Source organism: Streptomyces sp. NPDC002536 (genome assembly GCF_053594995.1).
This window is the reverse complement of sequence record NZ_JBSFWU010000012.1, coordinates 22,952-39,939: the sequence shown is the minus strand read 5'-3', so window position 1 is coordinate 39,939 and position 16,988 is coordinate 22,952. Positions and strand designations below refer to the sequence as shown.

Annotated in this window: 15 protein-coding genes; 5 read left to right on the top strand and 10 right to left on the bottom strand. The window is 71.5% G+C overall.

Going from position 1 to position 16,988, the window contains the following annotated elements:
* The first annotated feature begins 6 nt into the window (after positions 1-6).
* Positions 7-1,134, top strand: coding sequence for a serine hydrolase domain-containing protein (locus ACWD4B_RS07025; protein ID WP_451419807.1), 1,128 nt, complete (start codon positions 7-9; stop codon positions 1,132-1,134).
* A 5-nt stretch (positions 1,135-1,139) separates the two neighbouring features.
* On the opposite strand, the gene ACWD4B_RS07020 is transcribed toward ACWD4B_RS07025, so the two are convergent.
* Entirely contained in the window at positions 1,140-2,846 is a 1,707-nt protein-coding gene (locus tag ACWD4B_RS07020) for a glycerol-3-phosphate dehydrogenase/oxidase (RefSeq protein WP_451419806.1), read from the bottom strand.
* Between the two features lie 260 nt (positions 2,847-3,106).
* On the opposite strand from ACWD4B_RS07020, the gene ACWD4B_RS07015 reads away from it, so the two are divergent.
* The gene (locus ACWD4B_RS07015; protein WP_451419805.1) at positions 3,107-4,378 is read left to right on the top strand and encodes a nucleotide sugar dehydrogenase; all 1,272 of its coding nucleotides are present in this window, start codon (positions 3,107-3,109) and stop codon (positions 4,376-4,378) included.
* A gap of 35 nt (positions 4,379-4,413) precedes the next feature.
* Here ACWD4B_RS07015 and ACWD4B_RS07010 read toward each other — a convergent pair whose 3' ends face one another.
* From ACWD4B_RS07010 to ACWD4B_RS06990, 5 genes are all read right to left on the bottom strand, one after another.
* Positions 4,414-5,565, bottom strand: coding sequence for a rod shape-determining protein (locus ACWD4B_RS07010; RefSeq protein WP_451419804.1), 1,152 nt, complete (start codon positions 5,563-5,565; stop codon positions 4,414-4,416).
* A 112-nt stretch (positions 5,566-5,677) separates the two neighbouring features.
* Entirely contained in the window at positions 5,678-6,805 is a 1,128-nt protein-coding gene (locus tag ACWD4B_RS07005; RefSeq protein WP_336412996.1) for a GuaB3 family IMP dehydrogenase-related protein, read from the bottom strand.
* A 197-nt stretch (positions 6,806-7,002) separates the two neighbouring features.
* Positions 7,003-8,505, bottom strand: a complete 1,503-nt coding sequence (gene guaB, locus ACWD4B_RS07000) for an IMP dehydrogenase (RefSeq protein WP_451419803.1) — start codon at positions 8,503-8,505, stop codon at positions 7,003-7,005.
* Between the two features lie 143 nt (positions 8,506-8,648).
* The gene (locus ACWD4B_RS06995) at positions 8,649-9,251 is read right to left on the bottom strand and encodes a sigma-70 family RNA polymerase sigma factor (protein WP_171086792.1); all 603 of its coding nucleotides are present in this window, start codon (positions 9,249-9,251) and stop codon (positions 8,649-8,651) included.
* A gap of 373 nt (positions 9,252-9,624) precedes the next feature.
* Positions 9,625-10,236 carry a response regulator transcription factor gene (locus ACWD4B_RS06990; protein WP_003948568.1) on the bottom strand — a complete coding sequence of 204 codons (612 nt, stop codon included), beginning with the start codon at positions 10,234-10,236 and terminating at the stop codon, positions 9,625-9,627.
* 445 nt (positions 10,237-10,681) lie between these two features.
* Here ACWD4B_RS06990 and ACWD4B_RS06985 point away from each other — a divergent pair, with 445 nt between their 5' ends.
* Positions 10,682-10,996 carry a WhiB family transcriptional regulator gene (locus ACWD4B_RS06985; protein ID WP_336412998.1) on the top strand — a complete coding sequence of 105 codons (315 nt, stop codon included), beginning with the start codon at positions 10,682-10,684 and terminating at the stop codon, positions 10,994-10,996.
* 70 nt (positions 10,997-11,066) lie between these two features.
* On the opposite strand, the gene ACWD4B_RS06980 is transcribed toward ACWD4B_RS06985, so the two are convergent.
* A complete protein-coding gene (locus tag ACWD4B_RS06980) occupies positions 11,067-11,984 on the bottom strand; it encodes a LysR family transcriptional regulator (RefSeq protein WP_451419802.1) in 918 nt (305 codons plus the stop codon).
* Positions 11,985-12,065: 81 nt separating this feature from the next.
* Between ACWD4B_RS06980 and ACWD4B_RS06975 the strand changes: the two genes are divergently transcribed.
* Together ACWD4B_RS06975 and ACWD4B_RS06970 are read left to right on the top strand one after the other, a co-directional pair.
* On the top strand, positions 12,066-12,818 hold the full coding sequence (locus ACWD4B_RS06975; protein ID WP_451419801.1) for an MOSC domain-containing protein: 753 nt from the start codon (positions 12,066-12,068) through the stop codon (positions 12,816-12,818).
* Positions 12,815-13,591, top strand: a complete 777-nt coding sequence (locus ACWD4B_RS06970; protein WP_451419800.1) for an SDR family NAD(P)-dependent oxidoreductase — start codon at positions 12,815-12,817, stop codon at positions 13,589-13,591. Before ACWD4B_RS06975 ends, ACWD4B_RS06970 begins: the two co-directional genes overlap by 4 nt.
* Before the next feature lie 81 nt (positions 13,592-13,672).
* Here the strand turns inward: ACWD4B_RS06970 and groL are convergent, their stop codons facing one another.
* The 3 genes from groL to ACWD4B_RS06955 all read right to left on the bottom strand — a co-directional run bounded on the left by groL (position 13,673) and on the right by ACWD4B_RS06955 (position 16,902).
* A complete protein-coding gene (groL, locus tag ACWD4B_RS06965; RefSeq protein ID WP_451419799.1) occupies positions 13,673-15,301 on the bottom strand; it encodes a chaperonin GroEL in 1,629 nt (542 codons plus the stop codon).
* Between the two features lie 121 nt (positions 15,302-15,422).
* On the bottom strand, positions 15,423-15,731 hold the full coding sequence (gene groES / locus ACWD4B_RS06960; protein ID WP_004955293.1) for a co-chaperone GroES: 309 nt from the start codon (positions 15,729-15,731) through the stop codon (positions 15,423-15,425).
* A 304-nt stretch (positions 15,732-16,035) separates the two neighbouring features.
* The gene (locus ACWD4B_RS06955) at positions 16,036-16,902 is read right to left on the bottom strand and encodes a polysaccharide deacetylase family protein (RefSeq protein WP_451419798.1); all 867 of its coding nucleotides are present in this window, start codon (positions 16,900-16,902) and stop codon (positions 16,036-16,038) included.
* Positions 16,903-16,988 lie beyond the last annotated feature (86 nt).

Sequence of the window (16,988 nt, the reverse complement as noted above, 5' to 3'; positions counted from 1 at the left end):
GGGGGCATGCCGACGCACACCGCCCTCGCACGCCTCACGGCGGCCATGGCCGCGCTGTGCTGCGCCGTTGCGGCGCAAGGGGCGGCCGGGTGCAGCTTCACCGCCCGCTCACCCCTACATGACCTGATTTCGGAACGTACGGTTCCCGGTGCCGCCGAGCTGTCACAAGATGCTCACGGGGCGGCCCGGTTCAGCACGGCCGGGGTCGCGGACGTCCGGACGGGACGCCCCATCCGTCCCACGGACCACTTCCGCGCCGGGAGCATCACCAAAACGGTCATCGCCACGGTCGCTCTCCAGCTCGTCGCAGAGCACCGGCTGGATCCGGACGATCCGGTCGTGGACCATCTGCCCCCGGACGACTCCGCTGCCATCAGACGCACCACGGGCACCGCACACATCACGGTCCGCCAACTGCTCACCCACACCAGCGGGCTGTTCTCCTACACCGACGACCACGCGTTCTTCAGCGAGTTCTTCGGCGCCGGGTTCGCCGCGCACCGCTACGACTCCCACACCCCCGAGGCCCTGCTGCGCACCGCGCTGGCCCACCGGCCCTACGCCCCGCCGGGCGCCGTCTATCGCTACTCCAACACGGACTATCTGCTCCTCGGCATGGTCATCCGTCAGGTCACCGGCGACTCCTACGCCGGCGAGGCCCGACGTCGCGTCATCCTCCCCCTGCACCTCACGGGCACCAGCTTCCCCGGCCCCCGCACCACACTCCCTGCGCCGCACGGGCGCGCGTACAGCGCAGGGCTCACCGACGTCACTGACCTCAACCCCACGTCGGCGGGCGCCGCCGGAGAGATGGTCACGACCCTTCCCGACCTCGACCGCTTCTTCGCCGCCCTGCTGGGCGGGAGGCTGCTGCCCGCGCCGGAGCTGCGCGCGATGGAGGACACCCGCGCCTCGCAGGGGCGGTACGGGATGGGGCTGTTCCCGGTGCGGCTGCCGTGCCGGGAGACGGTGTGGGGGCACAACGGGGAGATCAACGGGTCGTACGTACTGGCCGCCGGGACGGACGACGGCCGACATGTGGTCAGTTATCGGGTCAACAGTGATGTACGGCCCGGGGCCGCCGCCGAAGAGCGGCTGCTGGCAGCCGAGTTCTGCCCGCACAGCCAGGGATAGGCGCCTCACACCGGCTGGATGTCCGGCGCCCCCAGCCGCGCCGCGTCCGCCGTCAGGTCGTCCGGCTGGCGCTGCGACTCCCGTTCCGCCTGGACGCGCTTCTCGTAGTGCTCGACCTCCTTCTCGATCTGCGCCTCGTCCCACCCCAGGACGGACGCCATCAGGGCCGCGGCCTCCCGCGCGCTGCGCGTCCCGCGGTCGAACGTCTCGATCGAGATCCTGGTGCGCCGCGTGAGCACGTCGTCCAAGTGCCGCGCGCCTTCGTGCGAGGCCGCGTAGACGACCTCCGCCTTGAGATAGTCCTCCGCGGCCGGCAGCGGCTCGCCCAGGGCCGGATCGCCGATGACCAGGCCCAGCACCTCGTCCACCAGCGAGCCGTACCGGTTGAGCAGGTGCTCGACGCGCGCCACGTGCAGGCCCGTGCGCCGGGCGATCTGCGCGCGGCCGTTCCACATCGCCCGGTAGCCCTCGGCGCCCACCAGAGGCACGTCCTCGGTGACGCAGTCGGCCACCCGCTGGGCCAGCCCGTGCACCGCCTCGTCCACCGCGTCCTTGGCCATCACCCGGTACGTCGTGTACTTGCCGCCCGCCACGACGACCAGTCCGGGCACCGGGTGCGCCACGGTGTGCTCGCGGGAGAGCTTGCTGGTCGCGTCCGACTCGCCGGCCAGCAGCGGGCGCAGCCCGGCGTAGACGCCCTGGACGTCGTCGCGCGTGAGCGGCACGGCGAGCACCGAGTTGACGTGTTCCAGCAGATAGTCGATGTCCGCGCTGGAGGCCGCCGGGTGGGCCTTGTCCAGGTCCCAGTCGGTGTCGGTGGTGCCGATGATCCAGTGCCGGCCCCAGGGGATGACGAACAGCACGCTCTTCTCGGTGCGCAGGATCAGCCCGGTCGTGGAGTGGATGCGGTCCTTGGGCACCACCAGGTGGATGCCCTTGGAGGCCCGGACGTGGAACTGGCCGCGTTCGGCGATCATCTGCTGGGTGTCGTCCGTCCACACCCCGGTGGCATTGACGATCTGCCGGGCCCGGATCTCGAACTCGCCGCCCTGCTCCAGGTCGCGCACCCGCGCGCCGACCACCCGCTCCCCCTCGCGCAGGAAGCCCACCACGCGCGCCCGGTTGGCGACGTCGGCGCCGTAGGCCGAGGCGGTGCGCACGAGGGTCATCACGTAGCGCGCGTCGTCCATCTGGGCGTCGTAGTACTGCAGCGCGCCGATCAGCGCGTCCTTGCGCAGCGCGGGGGCGACCCGCAGCGCCCGCCTGCGGGTGAGGTGACGGTGCGTGGGCAGCCCGCGGCCGTGCCCGGAGGAGACGGACATGGCGTCGTACAGAGCCACGCCCGCGCCCGCGTAGAAGCGCTCCCAGCCCCGGTGCTGGAGCGGGTAGAGGAACGGCACGGGCTTCACCAGGTGCGGAGCGAGCCGCTGCAGCAGCAGGCCGCGCTCCTTGAGGGCCTCGCGCACGAGCGCGAAGTCGAGCATCTCCAGGTAGCGCAGCCCGCCGTGGATGAGCTTGCTGGAGCGGCTGGAGGTGCCCGCGGCCCAGTCCCGCGCCTCCACCAGGCCCGTCACCAGCCCCCGGGTCGCCGCGTCGAGCGCGGTGCCCGCGCCGACCACTCCGGCGCCGACCACGAGGATGTCCAGTTCGCGTTCCGCCATCCGGGCGAGCGCCTGTCCGCGCTCGGCCGGCCCGAGTACCGCTGTCCTCACCACTGCCTCCCGCTCGACCGCTCACGCTGTCCGCCGGTGACGGCGCCGCCGGCGCCGGTGCAGCCCGTCGGCGGGCCCGGCCCGTCCGCCGTCTCCCTTCGATGCTGCCCCAGATCCGCCGTTCCGGCCGTCCCGGGGGCGCAGCGGAGCCGTGGCACGGCGCGGCAAGCCCCCGCAATCCCGGATAACTGTCATATATCCGCTTAACCTGATTCAGCCCGTTCGAGCCTCGACCCGCCCCCGGGGAGGACCGCCCCGCCATGCCCGCAGATCTCGCCGTCATCGGACTCGGTCCCCTCGGCCTCCCTCTCGCCCAGGCGGCCACCGCCGCGCGCCTCCCCACCGTCGGCTACGACCCCGATCCGCACACCGTCGCCGAACTGCGCGCCGGCCGGCTGCCCGCCGAGGGCGGCGACGGCTCGCTGACCGCCGCCGGGATCCGCCGCATGCTCTCCGCGGGCTTCCGCCCCACCACCGAGGACGCCGAGCTCGGCAAGGTCCGTACCGCAGTGATCTGCGCCCCCACCCGGCTCGGCGAGGACCACGCGCTGGATCTCGGCGCCGTTCGCGACGCCGCCCGCACCCTGGCCGTGCGGCTGCGCCCGCACACCACCGTGCTGCTGGAGTCCGCCGTGCATCCCGGCACGACCGAGGACTTCGTGCGCCCCCTCCTCGAAGCGGGCTCCGGGCTGCGCGCCGGCCGGGACTTCCATCTCGCCTACTCCCCCAGCCGCTTCGACCCCGCCAACCGGCGCCACGGCTTCGCCAACACCCCCAAGGTCATCGGCGGCCTCACCGCCGCCTGCACGGAGGCCGCCGCCGCGTTCTACGGACGGTTCTGCGAGAAGGTCGTACGGGCCCGGGGGGTGCGCGAGGCCGAGACGGTCAAGGTGCTGGAGACCAACTACCGGCACGTCAACATCGCGCTGGTCAACGAGATGGCGGTGTTCTGCCACGACATCGGCGTCGACCTGTGGGACGTCGTGCGCTGCGCGGAGACCAAGCCGTTCGGCTTCCAGGCCTTCCGGCCCGGCCCCGGGGTGGGGGGCCACGGGGTGCCCATCGACCCCGCCTACCTCTCGTACCGGCGCAGCAGCCCCGGGCATCCGCTGCGCATGGTGGAGCTGGCGCAGGAGGTCAACGGGCGGATGCCGCGCTACGTCATCCAGCGCTGCGCCACCCTGCTCAACGAGCACGGCAAGTCGGCGCGCGGCGCGCGGGTGCTGCTGCTCGGCGTCGGCTACAAGGCGGACGTGGCCGACCTGGAGGGCTCGCCGGCGCGGGAGATCGCCTCCCGGCTGATGGAGATGGGGGCCCAGCTCAGCTACCACGACCCCTACGTGGGGCAGTGGCGCGTGCTGGGGCAGCCCGTGCCACGGGCCGACTGCCTCTACGAGGCCGCGGCGGACGCCGACTTGACGGTGCTGCTGCAGCCGCACCGGACGTACGACCTTCAAGGGCTCGCGGTCAAGGCCCAGTTGCTGCTGGACACGCGGGGCGCCAGCCCGGCGGGGGCGGCGCACCGCTTGTAGCGGGTTGCGGGGAGGAGCCCCGCAACCCCGCACAACTACAGCCTCCGCCCCGCCAGCAGTCGCGGCTGTGCGTCCAGCACCGTCCGCAGGGCCGCGAAGTCCTCCACGCAGCGGCCCGTGCCGACGGCCACGCAGTCCAGTGGGTCGTCCGCGACCAGGACCGGGATGTCCAGCTCCTTGCTGAGGCGGACGTCCAGTCCGCGCAGCAGCGCACCGCCGCCCGTCAGCACGATGCCGCGGTCCATGATGTCGCCCGACAGCTCCGGCGGGGTCTCGTCCAGGCTCTGGCGCACCGCCATCACGATGGCGTCGACCGGCTCGGAGAGCGCGTGCCGGATCTCGTCCGCCGTCAGCGTCAGCGTCTTCGGCAGGCCGCTGACCTGGTCGCGGCCGCGGATGGTGATGCGCTCCGGCGCCTTGAGGCCCTGGGTCTCCTCCGGGTCGCCATCCGTGCCCTCGACCTCGGCGTTCTTCTCCAACTGCTTGGCCAGCGCGCTCAGTCCGGCCGCCGACCAGTAGCCGGTCGGGGCGGCGGAGCCGATGGTCATCTTGATCTCCTCGGCGGTGCGCTCACCGATCGCGAGGGAGTACTCCTTCTTGACGTAGGACATGATCGCCGCGTCCATGGCGTCGCCCGCGGTGCGCACCGAGCGCGCCGTGACGATGCCGCCCAGCGAGATCACCGCGACCTCGGTGGTGCCGCCGCCGATGTCGACGACCATGCAGCCGGTCGGCTCGCTGACCGGCAGGCCCGCGCCGATCGCGGCGGCCATCGGCTCCTCCACCAGGTGCACCGCCCGCGCCCCGGCCTGCGACGCGGCCTCGATGACCGCGCGGCGCTCCACGCCCGTGATGCCCGACGGCACGCACACCACGACGCGGGGCCGGGTGAAGCGGCGGCCCGCCAGCACCTTCTTCATGAAGTGCCGCAGCATCCGCTCGGCGATCTCGAAGTCGGCGATGACGCCGTCGCGCAGCGGGCGCACGGCGACGATGTTCGAAGGGGTGCGGCCGATGGTCTCCTTGGCCTCGGAGCCGACCGACAGCACGCCGCCGTCATCGGCGTTGACGGCGACGACCGAGGGTTCGTTGAGCACCACCCCCTTGCCCCGCACATACACCAGCGTGTTCGCGGTGCCGAGGTCGATGCCCATGTCCCTGCCGCTGAACGACTTGCTTTGCGCCATAAGTCGCCAGTATTCCCTATGCTCGAACCTTTATACGGAGCTAACGGGCCTGGCGGGCAACGGAAAAGGCCCGGACCGCCACAGCGGCCCGGGCACTTCACCTGTCGGTGTGTCAGCGGTTGTCGTGCTGCGACGGCGCGACCGTCACCTCGACGCGCTGGAACTCCTTGAGCTCGCTGTAGCCCGTGGTGGCCATGGCCCGGCGCAGGGCGCCGAAGAAGTTCATGGAGCCGTCGGGGGTGTGCGAGGGGCCGAGGAGGATCTCCTCGGTCGAGCCGACCACGCCCAGGTTCATGCGCTTGCCGCGCGGCACGTCCTCGTGGACGGCCTCCATGCCCCAGTGGTGGCCGCGGCCCGGCGCGTCGGTGGCGCGGGCGAGCGGGGAGCCCATCATCACGGCGTCCGCACCGCAGGCGATGGCCTTGGGCAGGTCGCCGGACCAGCCCACGCCGCCGTCGGCGATCACGTGCACGTAGCGGCCGCCGGACTCGTCCATGTAGTCGCGGCGGGCGGCGGCCACGTCGGCGACGGCGGTCGCCATCGGGACCTGGATGCCCAGCACGTTGCGCGTGGTGTGCGCGGCGCCGCCGCCGAAGCCCACCAGGACGCCCGCGGCGCCGGTGCGCATCAGGTGCAGCGCGGCGGTGTACGTGGCGCAGCCGCCGACGATGACCGGCACGTCGAGCTCGTAGATGAACTGCTTCAGGTTCAGCGGCTCGGCGGCACCGGAGACGTGCTCGGCGGAGACGGTCGTGCCGCGGATGACGAAGATGTCCACGCCGGCGTCGACGACGGCCTTCGAGAACTGCGCGGTGCGCTGCGGGGAGAGCGCGGCGGCGGTCACGACACCGGAGTCGCGGACCTCCTTGATGCGCTGCCCGATCAGCTCCTCCTTGATCGGAGCGGCGTAGATCTCCTGCAGGCGCTTGGTCGCGGTGCGCTCGTCCAGCTCGGCGATCTCCGCGAGCAGCGGCTCCGGGTCCTCGTAGCGGGTCCACAGGCCCTCGAGGTTGAGCACGCCCAGGCCGCCCAGCTCACCGATGCGGATGGCGGTCTCGGGCGAGACGACCGAGTCCATCGGGGCGGCCAGGAACGGCAGCTCGAAGCGGTAGGCGTCGATCTGCCAGGCGATCGAGACCTCCTTCGGGTCGCGGGTACGGCGACTCGGGACGACGGCGATGTCGTCGAAGGCGTACGCCCGGCGGCCGCGCTTGCCGCGCCCGATCTCGATCTCAGTCACGTGTGTGGCCTTTCCTTCTGCACGTCTGCCGCATCCAGTATCCCTGACGCGGCGGGGCCCGCGGCCTGACGGCCGCGGGCCCCGTACGACCTCATACGAAGCTCCGACTACTACCGACGGGAGTAGTCCGGCGCCTCGACCGTCATCCGGCCGCTTCATCCGGGGGCAACCCCCGGACCCCCGGCCGGAGGCCGCGGTTACCGGCGCGAGTAGTTCGGCGCCTCGACCGTCATCTGGATGTCGTGCGGGTGGCTCTCCTTGAGACCCGCCGACGTGATGCGGACGAAGCGGCCCTTGTCCTTCAGCTCCTGGATGTCCGCGGAGCCGACGTAGCCCATGGAGGCGCGCAGGCCGCCGATGAGCTGGTGGGCGACCGAGGACAGCGGGCCGCGGTAGGGGACCTGGCCCTCGATGCCCTCGGGGACGAGCTTGTCCTCGGAGAGGACGTTGTCCTGGAAGTAACGGTCCTTGGAGAAGGACTTCGCCTGGCCGCGCGACTGCATCGCGCCGAGCGAGCCCATGCCCCGGTAGGACTTGAACTGCTTGCCGTTGATGAAGACCATCTCGCCCGGCGACTCCTCGCAGCCGGCGAGCAGCGAGCCCAGCATCACTGTGTCGGCGCCCGCGGCGATCGCCTTGGCGATGTCGCCGGAGTACTGCAGACCGCCGTCGCCGATCAGCGGCACGCCCGCCGCGTGGCAGGCCTGGGCGGCCTCGTAGATCGCGGTGACCTGCGGGACGCCGATGCCGGCGACGACGCGGGTGGTGCAGATCGAGCCCGGGCCGACGCCGACCTTCACGCCGTCCACGCCCGCGTCGATCAGCGCCTGGGCGCCCTCGCGGGTGGCGACGTTGCCGCCGACGACGTCGACGTTGATGTTGGACTTGACCTTGGCGATCATGTCGAGGATGCCGCGGCTGTGGCCGTGGGCGCTGTCCACGACCAGGAAGTCCGCACCGGCCTCGACCAGCGCCTGGGCGCGCTCGAAGGCCTCGGCGCCGACACCGACCGCGGCACCGACGATCAGCCGGCCGTCGGCGTCCTTCGCGGCGTTCGGGTACTGCTCGGCCTTGACGAAGTCCTTGACCGTGATGAGGCCCTTGAGCACGCCGGCGTCGTCCACCAGCGGCAGCTTCTCGATCTTGTGGCGGCGGAGCAGCTCGATCGCGGCCTCGCCGGAGATCCCGACCTTGCCCGTCACCAGCGGCATCGGGGTCATGACCTCGCGGACCTGGCGGCTGCGGTCCAGCTCGAAGGCCATGTCGCGGTTGGTGACGATGCCGAGCAGCTTGTTCGCCCCGTCGGTGACGGGCACGCCGCTGATCCGGAACTTCGCACAAAGCGCGTCCGCCTCGGCCAGGGTGGCGTCGGGGCGGACGGTGATCGGGTCGGAGACCATGCCGGACTCGGAGCGCTTGACGAGGTCGACCTGGTTGGCCTGGTCCTCGATGGAGAGGTTGCGGTGCAGCACGCCCGCGCCGCCCTGGCGGGCCATGGCGATGGCCATGCGCGCCTCGGTGACCTTGTCCATCGCGGCGGACAGCAGCGGGATGTTCACCCGCACGTTGCGCGAGACCCGGGAGGAGGTGTCGACGGTGTTGGGCAGCACCTCGGAGGCGCCCGGCATCAGCAGGACGTCGTCGTATGTCAGACCGAGCATCGCGAACTTCGCGGGCATACCGTCGACGTTGTCAGTCATGACACCTTCTCCAATGGTCTTGCATCAGCGAGGACTCCCATGCTAACGGGCGCCACGCGTGTCCCATTCCACTACGGCTGAGTCCCGCATCACTTGGAGATTCCTCCAACCTCCGTGCCGCAGGCGCCTTTTTGCCGTTCGACCTACTGTTCCGCGAGAGCCCGCAGCCGGCTGAGCGCCCGGTGCTGGGCAACCCGGACCGCGCCGGGCGACATGCCCAGCATCTGCCCGGTCTCCTCGGCCGTCAGCCCCACCGCGACCCTCAGCAGCACCAGCTCGCGCTGGTTCTCCGGAAGGTTGGCGAGCAGCTTCTTGGCCCACTCCGCATCGCTGCTGAGCAGTGCCCGCTCCTCCGGCCCGAGCGAGTCGTCGGGCTGCTCGGGCATCTCGTCGGAGGGCACGGCCGTACTGCCGGGGTGCCGCATGGCGGCCCGCTGGAGGTCGGCGACCTTGTGGGCGGCGATGGCGACGACGAAAGCCTCGAAGGGGCGCCCGGTGTCGCGGTAGCGCGGGAGCGCGCAGAGCACCGCCAGGCAGACCTCCTGCGCCAGGTCGTCCACGAAGTGCCGGGCGTCGCCCGGCAGGCGCGACAGCCGCGTACGGCAGTAGCGCAGCGCGAGCGGGTGCACCAGGGCGAGCAGATCGTGAGTGGCCCGCCGGTCTCCCTCGACGGCACGGGCGACGAGGGCGCCGATCTCCCCCGGACCTGTGGCCACAGGGGGCCCCGGGATCTCGTCGTCGCGCATCGGTCCATGGTGCCTTGACGCCGGGCGATCCGTGGCACCGCCCTCATTGTTGTGCATCGAACCGTTACGCGTCGGTGTCGTCGCACTCACGTCTCGCGTCGCCCCCTTCCGGGTATACCCGCCCCACGCCCACGACTCCCCCGATAGCTTGTGCCCATGCCGCGGTGCACGGGACCGGCCCTGTCCGTCATGAGGTCTCTCCCGGCCGGGAGATGAGCGCCGGCCTGTGCCGGGGACGGGGAGGAGTCACAACTCCAAGGATGCGGCATCCGTCGGAGTTTCGGCGTCCGGCGCCGACGCGGTGAGGTCGCGGTGCGCACCGCCTGCCCGGTGACGCGCAACGCGACCGCACGGCGCTGCGCGCCACACGCGCCTAGCGGACCAGGCCCCACCGGAAGCCGAGCGCCACCGCGTGCGCCCGGTCCGAGGCGCCCAGCTTCTTGAACAGACGGCGCGCATGCGTCTTCACGGTGTCCTCGGAGAGGAACAGCTCGCGGCCGATCTCGGCGTTGGAGCGGCCGTGGCTCATGCCCTCCAGCACCTGGATCTCGCGCGCGGTGAGCGTGGGCGCGGCGCCCATCTCCGCCGAGCGCAGCCTGCGCGGGGCGAGCCGCCAGGTGGGGTCGGCGAGCGCCTGCGTCACGGTGGCCCGCAACTCGGCGCGCGAGGCGTCCTTGTGCAGGTAGCCGCGCGCTCCGGCGGCGACCGCGAGGGCCACCCCGTCGAGGTCCTCCGCGACGGTGAGCATGATGATGCGGGCTCCGGGGTCGGCGGAGAGGAGCCGGCGCACGGTCTCCACGCCGCCGAGACCGGGCATGCGTACGTCCATCAGAATCAGATCCGAACGATCGGCGCCCCAGCGGCGGAGGACTTCCTCGCCGTTGGCCGCCGTCGTCACGCGCTCGACGCCGGGCACGGTCGCCACCGCGCGGCGGAGCGCCTCTCGGGCAAGCGGGGAGTCGTCGCAGACGAGGACGGATGTCATGGCCGCCCTCCGCAGCTGATGCGCGTCACCTTGAGCCTCCAGGCTGGTACTGATCGTCACCTGTGCGATCGACGAGACGCCGGAAGATACCGACAAGCTCCACCAAGCCCGGACACCCGCCCGACCGCTTGATTTCGTCAACCGCCTCCGCACTCTCAACGACGGTCACCCGAAAGAGTTACGGGCTCGGTCGGCCACGTTCGGCACTCTACGTGAAGGCGCGGACACGGAGCAGGGCGCACGGGGAACGCGCGGCAGGACAGCCCGCCCCCGCCCCGTCTTATGCCCCATTTGCTCGGTTGGAGGCGCTTTTCTTCCCATTCACCGCTATCTGTGGCTAGATTCGCAATGAGTCATATTTTCATCTGCTCGGATGGCAGTTGAAAAGTGCATGTCACGCACATCGCTTCGACACATCGGTTCCGATCGCTTCGAGGGGATAGTCATGGCAGATTTCTCCCGCCTTCCCGGCCCCAACGCTGACCTCTGGGACTGGCAGCTGCTGGCGGCGTGCCGCGGAGTCGACAGCTCCCTCTTCTTCCATCCCGAGGGCGAGCGGGGCGCGGCCCGCAGCGCCCGGGAGACTTCTGCGAAAGAGGTGTGCATGCGCTGCCCGGTGCGCGCCGAGTGCGCGGCGCACGCGCTGGCGGTGCGCGAGCCCTACGGCGTGTGGGGCGGCCTGACCGAGGACGAGCGGGAGGAGCTGATGGGGCGCGCCCGGCACCGGTCCATCACCGCGACCGGCTCGATGAGCGCGTGAAGCGGGCAGTACAGAAACGTTTCTTCTATCTGCCGACCGGACCGCTGCCTGCTCCGCCGGCCGCCGCGCCTCAGCGCCGCGTCGCCTCCGTCAGCCGGTCCAGCATGGCCCCGACGGCCGGGACCCGCTCCAGGTCCGGCAGCGTGAGGGCCACGATCTCGCGCTGCACCAGCGGCTCCACCGGCACCGTGCGCGCGCCCATGGGCACCACCGACTCCAGCGCCAGCTCGGGCATCACGGCGACCCCGAGCCCCGCGCCCACCAGCCCGAACACCGCCGGGTAGTCGTCCGTCGCGAAGTCGATCCGGGGCGTGAAGCCCGCGCTCTCGCAGACCTCGACCAGGTGCCGCCGGCAGCGCGGGCAGCCCGCGATCCACGGCTCCTCCGCCAGCTCGCCGATCCCGATCCGCTCCGCCTCCGCCAGCCGGTGACCCTCCGGCAGCACGCCGACGAGCCGGTCGGTCAGCAGCGGCCGGACGACGAGGTCGTCCCACTCCTCGCGGGCCGCCTGGCCGTCGCCGCGCACCTCGACCTCGGGGTAGCGGAAGGCCAGGGCGATCTCGCAGTCGCCCTCGCGCAGCATCTCCACGGAACGCCCCGGCTCGGCCTCGACCAGCGAGACCCGGGTACCGGGGTGCGCAGCCCGCATCGCCGCGAGCGCGGAGGGCACCAGCGCCGAGCTGCCGCTGGGGAAGGACACCAGCCGCACCCGCCCCGCGCGCAGGCCCGCGATCGCCGCGACCTCCTCTTCTGCGGCGGTCAGCCCGGCCAGGATGCCCGTCGCGTGCCGGACGAGCGCCTCGCCCGCCTGCGTCAGCCGCATCTCGCGGCCCGCGCGGATCAGCAGGGGGGTGCCCGTGGACTGCTCAAGGGCCTTCATCTGCTGGCTGACCGCGGGCTGGGTACAGCCCAGCTCGCGGGCCGCGGCGGAGAACGAACCGGTGGTGGCCACGGCGCGCAGCACCCTCAGATGACGTGCCTCGATCATGCCTCCGAGCATAAGCCCGGCTTGGGGGCTGCGGGGCATGAGTTCTCGACGCTTTGACCGGTGCCCCCTAACCTGAGGCCCATGCATCTGCTCTCCGTGAACGTCGGACGCGCCCGGACCACGGTGGACCGCCCGGACGCCCCGGGCTTCGCCGGCGGCATCGCCACGGGCATCGACAAGCGCCCCGTGACGGGCCCGGTCGCGGTGGCCGCCCCCGGCCCGAAGGGCACCGCGGGCAGCGGCCTGGCCGGTGACGAGGTGGTCAACCTCCAGCACCACGGCGGGAACGACCAGGCCGTCTACGCCTTCGCCCGCGAGGATCTCGGCGACTGGGAGCGGGAGTTGGGGCGCACCCTGCCGCCCGGTTCCTTCGGCGAGAACCTCACCACCGTCGGGGTCGACGTCAACGGCGCCCGCATCGGCGAGCGCTGGCGCATCGGGCGGGATCTGGTGCTGGAGGTCTCCGCGCCGCGCATCCCCTGCCGCACGTTCGCCGACTGGCTGGGCGAGGCGGGCTGGGTCAGGCGGTTCACACAGGTCGCCGCACCGGGGGCGTACCTGCGGGTCGTCGAGCCGGGCGAGATCCGTGCGGGCGACCAGGTGACCGTCGCGCACCGGCCGGAACACGAGGTGTCCGTCTCCTTCGCCTTCCGTGCGCTCACCACCGAACGTGCGCTGCTGCCCCGCGTCCTGGCGGCCGGCGAGGCGCTGCCCGACGGGATCCGGCGGAAGGCCGTCGAGTGGACGGGCCGTCAAACGGCGCGCCCGGAGGGAGGAAAGGACTCGCCGGTAGGCAGCCGTGAGGGGGCGGCGAGCACTAACGTTCCCGTATGACGACTGCACTGATCACGGGAGCAACCGCGGGCATCGGCGCCGCCTTTGCGCGGCGGCTCGCAGCCGACGGGCACAACCTCGTCCTGGTGGCCCGCGACGAGAAACGGCTGCACGAGCAGGCGACCGAGCTGCACGACCGGCACGGCGTGGAGGCCGAGGTGCTGCGCGCCGACCTGGCGGAGGACGCGGGCATCGCCGCGGTCGAGAAGCGGCTCGCGGACCGGAAGCATCCGGTGGATCTGCTGGTCAACAATGCGGGGTTCGGCAACAAGGGCACCTTCCTCGACGTGCCGATGGCCGACGAGCTGAAGATGCTCAAGGTGCACTGCGAGGCGGTGCTGCGGCTGACGTCGGCCGCGGTGGGCGTGATGCGGGAGCGCAAGCGCGGCGGCGTGGTCAACGTGGCGTCGGTGGCCGCGTTCGTGCCGCGGGGCACCTACGGCGCGAGCAAGGCGTGGGTCGTGCAGTTCACGCAGGGCGCCGCGCGGGACTTGGCGGGGAGCGGGGTGCGGCTGATGGCGCTGTGCCCCGGTTTCGTCCGGACGGAGTTCCACGAGCGGGCGGGGATGGGTACGGACAACATCCCCGGCTGGATGTGGCTCGACGCCGACCGGCTGGTGGACGCCGCGCTCAAGGACCTGGCGCGCGGCAAGTCGCTGTCCGTCCCGGATCCGCGCTACAAGGCGCTGACCGGTCTGACGAAGATCGTGCCCCGCGGTGCGCTCGGCCGGGTGTCGTCCGTCTCCGGCCGCAGGTACGGCCCGACCCGCTGAGGCCGGAACAGGCCGCAGTCGTGAAACGCCGGAGGCCCGGCGCCCCTTGCGGGGTGCCGGGCCTCGGACGTGCGGAGTGCGTCAGTGCGCGTGGCCGTGACCGTGGCCGTGACCGGCCTCGGCGGGCTCCTCTTCCTTCTTCTCGACGACCAGGGTCTCGGTCGTGAGCAGCAGGGAGGCGATGGAGGCGGCGTTCTCCAGGGCGGAGCGGGTGACCTTGACCGGGTCGATGACGCCAGCCTTCACCAGGTCGCCGTACTCGCCGGTCGCGGCGTTGAAGCCCTGGCCCTTGTCCAGCTCGGCGACCTTGGAGGTGATGACGTAGCCCTCGAGGCCCGCGTTCTCGGCGATCCAGCGCAGCGGCTCGACGACGGCGCGGCGGACGACGGCGACACCGGTGGCCTCGTCGCCCTCCTTGCCCAGGCCGCCGTCCAGCACCTTGGCGGCGTGGACCAGAGCGGAACCGCCACCGGAGACGATGCCCTCCTCGACCGCGGCGCGGGTCGCGGAGATGGCGTCCTCCAGACGGTGCTTCTTCTCCTTGAGCTCGACCTCGGTGGCCGCACCCACGCGGATCACGCAGACGCCGCCGGCGAGCTTGGCGAGGCGCTCCTGGAGCTTCTCACGGTCCCAGTCGGAGTCCGTGGCCTCGATCTCGGCCTTGATCTGGGCGACGCGGCCGGCGACGTCGGCGGAGTTGCCGCCGCCGTCGACGATGGTGGTGTCGTCCTTGGTGACGGTCACGCGGCGGGCGGTGCCCAGCACGTCCAGGCCGACCTGGTCGAGCTTGAGGCCGACCTCCTCGGCGACGACGGTGCCGCCGGTGAGGGTGGCCATGTCGCCGAGCATCGCCTTGCGGCGGTCGCCGAAGCCGGGCGCCTTGACGGCGACGGCGTTGAAGGTGCCACGGATCTTGTTGACGACGAGGGTCGACAGGGCCTCGCCCTCGACGTCCTCGGCGATGATCAGCAGCGGCTTGGAGGCACCGGCCTGGATGACCTTCTCCAGCAGCGGCAGCAGGTCCTGGATCGAGGCGATCTTGCCCTGGTGGATCAGGATGTACGGGTCGTCGAGGACGGCCTCCATACGCTCCTGGTCGCTGACCATGTACGGCGACAGGTAACCCTTGTCGAAGGCCATGCCCTCGGTGAAGTCCAGCTCCAGGCCGAAGGTGTTGGACTCCTCGACGGTGATGACACCGTCCTTGCCGACCTTGTCCATCGCCTCGGCGATGAGCTCGCCGACCTGCTTGTCCTGGGCGGACAGCGCGGCGACGGCGGCGATGTCGGTCTTGGAGTCGATCGGGCGGGAGGTCGCGAGCAGCTCGTCGGAGACGGCCTTGACCGCGGCGTCGATGCCCTTCTTCAGGGAGGCCGGGGAGGCGCCGGCGGCGACGTTGCGCAGACCCTCGCGGACCAGCGCCTGGGCCAGCACGGTGGCGGTGGTGGTGCCGTCACCCGCGATGTCGTTGGTCTTGGTCGCCACCTCCTTGACGAGCTGGGCGCCCAGGTTCTCGTACGCGTCGTCGAGCTCGACCTCGCGGGCGATGGTCACACCGTCGTTGGTGATGGTGGGAGCGCCGAACTTCTTGTCGATGACGACATTGCGGCCCTTGGGGCCGATGGTCACCTTCACGGTGTCGGCGAGCTTGTTGACGCCGCGCTCAAGGGCGCGACGGGCGTCCTCGTCGAACTTCAGGGTCTTGGCCATGGGTTACGTATCCTTCGCCGTATCTCTCAACGAACTGCGCCCCGGGCGCCCGGCTCTTCAGGCACGGGAACCAGGGGCGCAGCTGCACAAAAGCTTCGAAGTCTCGGAAGCTTCGGGTGAATTACTTCTCGATGATCGCGAGGACGTCGCGAGCCGAGAGGACGAGGTACTCGTCGCCGTTGTACTTCACCTCGGTGCCGCCGTACTTGCTGTAGAGCACGACGTCGCCGACCTTCACGTCGAGCGGCAGGCGCTCGCCGTTCTCGAAGCGGCCCGGGCCCACGGCGAGGACGGCGCCCTCCTGGGGCTTCTCCTTCGCGGTGTCCGGGATGACCAGGCCGGAGGCCGTGGTCTGCTCGGCGTCGAGCGGCTGGACCACGATGCGGTCCTCGAGCGGCTTGATGGCAACCTTGGAGCTGGCGGTCGTCACGATCCGACCTCCCCCTTCGGAGATCTCACGGGGTTAACTGTCTGAGGTGGCGACCAGGCGCATCCGTCGTCGCGGGTGCCGGATCCTGCCCGTCGCTGTGTTTGGCACTCCCGGGTGGAGAGTGCCAACGGAGCCGAGACTATGACGCGGTTAGCACTCGGTCAAGCGGAGTGCCAATTCGCCGTGCGGCGAGCCATGATCTACCCGGGGGGTGGGGCACCTATTCCCCTGGCGGGGGGCGGGTCGTCGACTGCGGGTCTGTCGTGGCTGGTCGCGCAGTTCCCCGCGCCCCTTCGGGGCGCTCCTAGACGTAGTCCTCCAGGCGCGCCACCGTGTAGCCCTGTTTCTGGATGCTGCGCAGCATGTTCGTCACCATCTGCGTCATCGTCGTGCCCTTGAGCTCGGACGGGCCGCGGAAGTGGGCGAGGACGATGTCGCCGGGGCGCAGCCCGCCCCCTTCCGCGTAGCGCATGTCGTTGATCTGCATCGTCGCCTCCCACAGCACGACCGCGCGCACCCCGCAGCCGCCCGCCGCGGCGAGGGTCTGGTCGTTGTAGTTGCCGTACGGGGGCCGGAAGAGGACGGGGCGGCTGCCGAACCGCTTCTCCAGGATGTCCTGCTGCCCGCAGATCTCCTTGCGCTGCGCCTCGGCGGAGAGGGTGCGCAGGTTGGGGTGGGTGAGGGTGTGGTTCTGCACGGTGTTGCCCGGGGCGGGGCCCGCAGCACGGAGCTGGTCGAAGTAGCCGTAGCCGGTGCCGGAGCGCGCGATGCTGTCCGTCAGGAACATCGTGAACGGCAGCTTCAGGTCCTCGGCCATCTTCACGAACTCCGGGTCCTTCTCGGCCCCGTCGTCGAAGGTGAGGAAGACGACCTTGTCGGTGGTCCGGACCCGCCGGACGATCGGCGGGCGGCCGCCCGGCTCGACCGTCGCGGTCAGCCGGGTGGACGGCGGCGCGGGCGGGGGCGCGAGGGGCCCGTCGAGGCCCCAGCGGCGGTAGGCGGCGGCGTCGGGCGCGGGGGCGGACGCGGTGCTGCTCGCCGGGGAGGGGGCGGCGGGGGCGGTCTTCGCGGGTCCGGAGGAGTGGTTCGAGCAACCGGACAGCGTGCCCGTGAGAAGCAGGGTGGCGACACAGGCGAGGGCGGCCCGGAGGCCGGAAACAGGCGAGCTCACTCGAACGATTCTTGTCCGCACGTTCGAGACATTCCCCCTCGGGGGGTGAGCGGACGCGGAAGGGCGGCAGCTCCCCCGATCGGGGT

Coding starts and splice junctions, on each gene's coding strand:
- ACWD4B_RS06985 (WP_336412998.1), top strand. CDS start 10,682: ATGGCAGATTTCTCCCGCCTTCCCGGCCCCAACGCTGACCTCTGGGAC.
- ACWD4B_RS07025 (WP_451419807.1), top strand. CDS start 7: ATGCCGACGCACACCGCCCTCGCACGCCTCACGGCGGCCATGGCCGCG.
- ACWD4B_RS06980 (WP_451419802.1), bottom strand. CDS start 11,984: ATGATCGAGGCACGTCATCTGAGGGTGCTGCGCGCCGTGGCCACCACC.
- ACWD4B_RS06995 (WP_171086792.1), bottom strand. CDS start 9,251: ATGCGCGACGACGAGATCCCGGGGCCCCCTGTGGCCACAGGTCCGGGG.
- guaB (WP_451419803.1), bottom strand. CDS start 8,505: ATGACTGACAACGTCGACGGTATGCCCGCGAAGTTCGCGATGCTCGGT.
- groL (WP_451419799.1), bottom strand. CDS start 15,301: ATGGCCAAGACCCTGAAGTTCGACGAGGACGCCCGTCGCGCCCTTGAG.
- ACWD4B_RS07010 (WP_451419804.1), bottom strand. CDS start 5,565: ATGGCGCAAAGCAAGTCGTTCAGCGGCAGGGACATGGGCATCGACCTC.
- ACWD4B_RS06990 (WP_003948568.1), bottom strand. CDS start 10,236: ATGACATCCGTCCTCGTCTGCGACGACTCCCCGCTTGCCCGAGAGGCG.
- ACWD4B_RS06975 (WP_451419801.1), top strand. CDS start 12,066: ATGCATCTGCTCTCCGTGAACGTCGGACGCGCCCGGACCACGGTGGAC.
- ACWD4B_RS06970 (WP_451419800.1), top strand. CDS start 12,815: ATGACGACTGCACTGATCACGGGAGCAACCGCGGGCATCGGCGCCGCC.
- ACWD4B_RS07015 (WP_451419805.1), top strand. CDS start 3,107: ATGCCCGCAGATCTCGCCGTCATCGGACTCGGTCCCCTCGGCCTCCCT.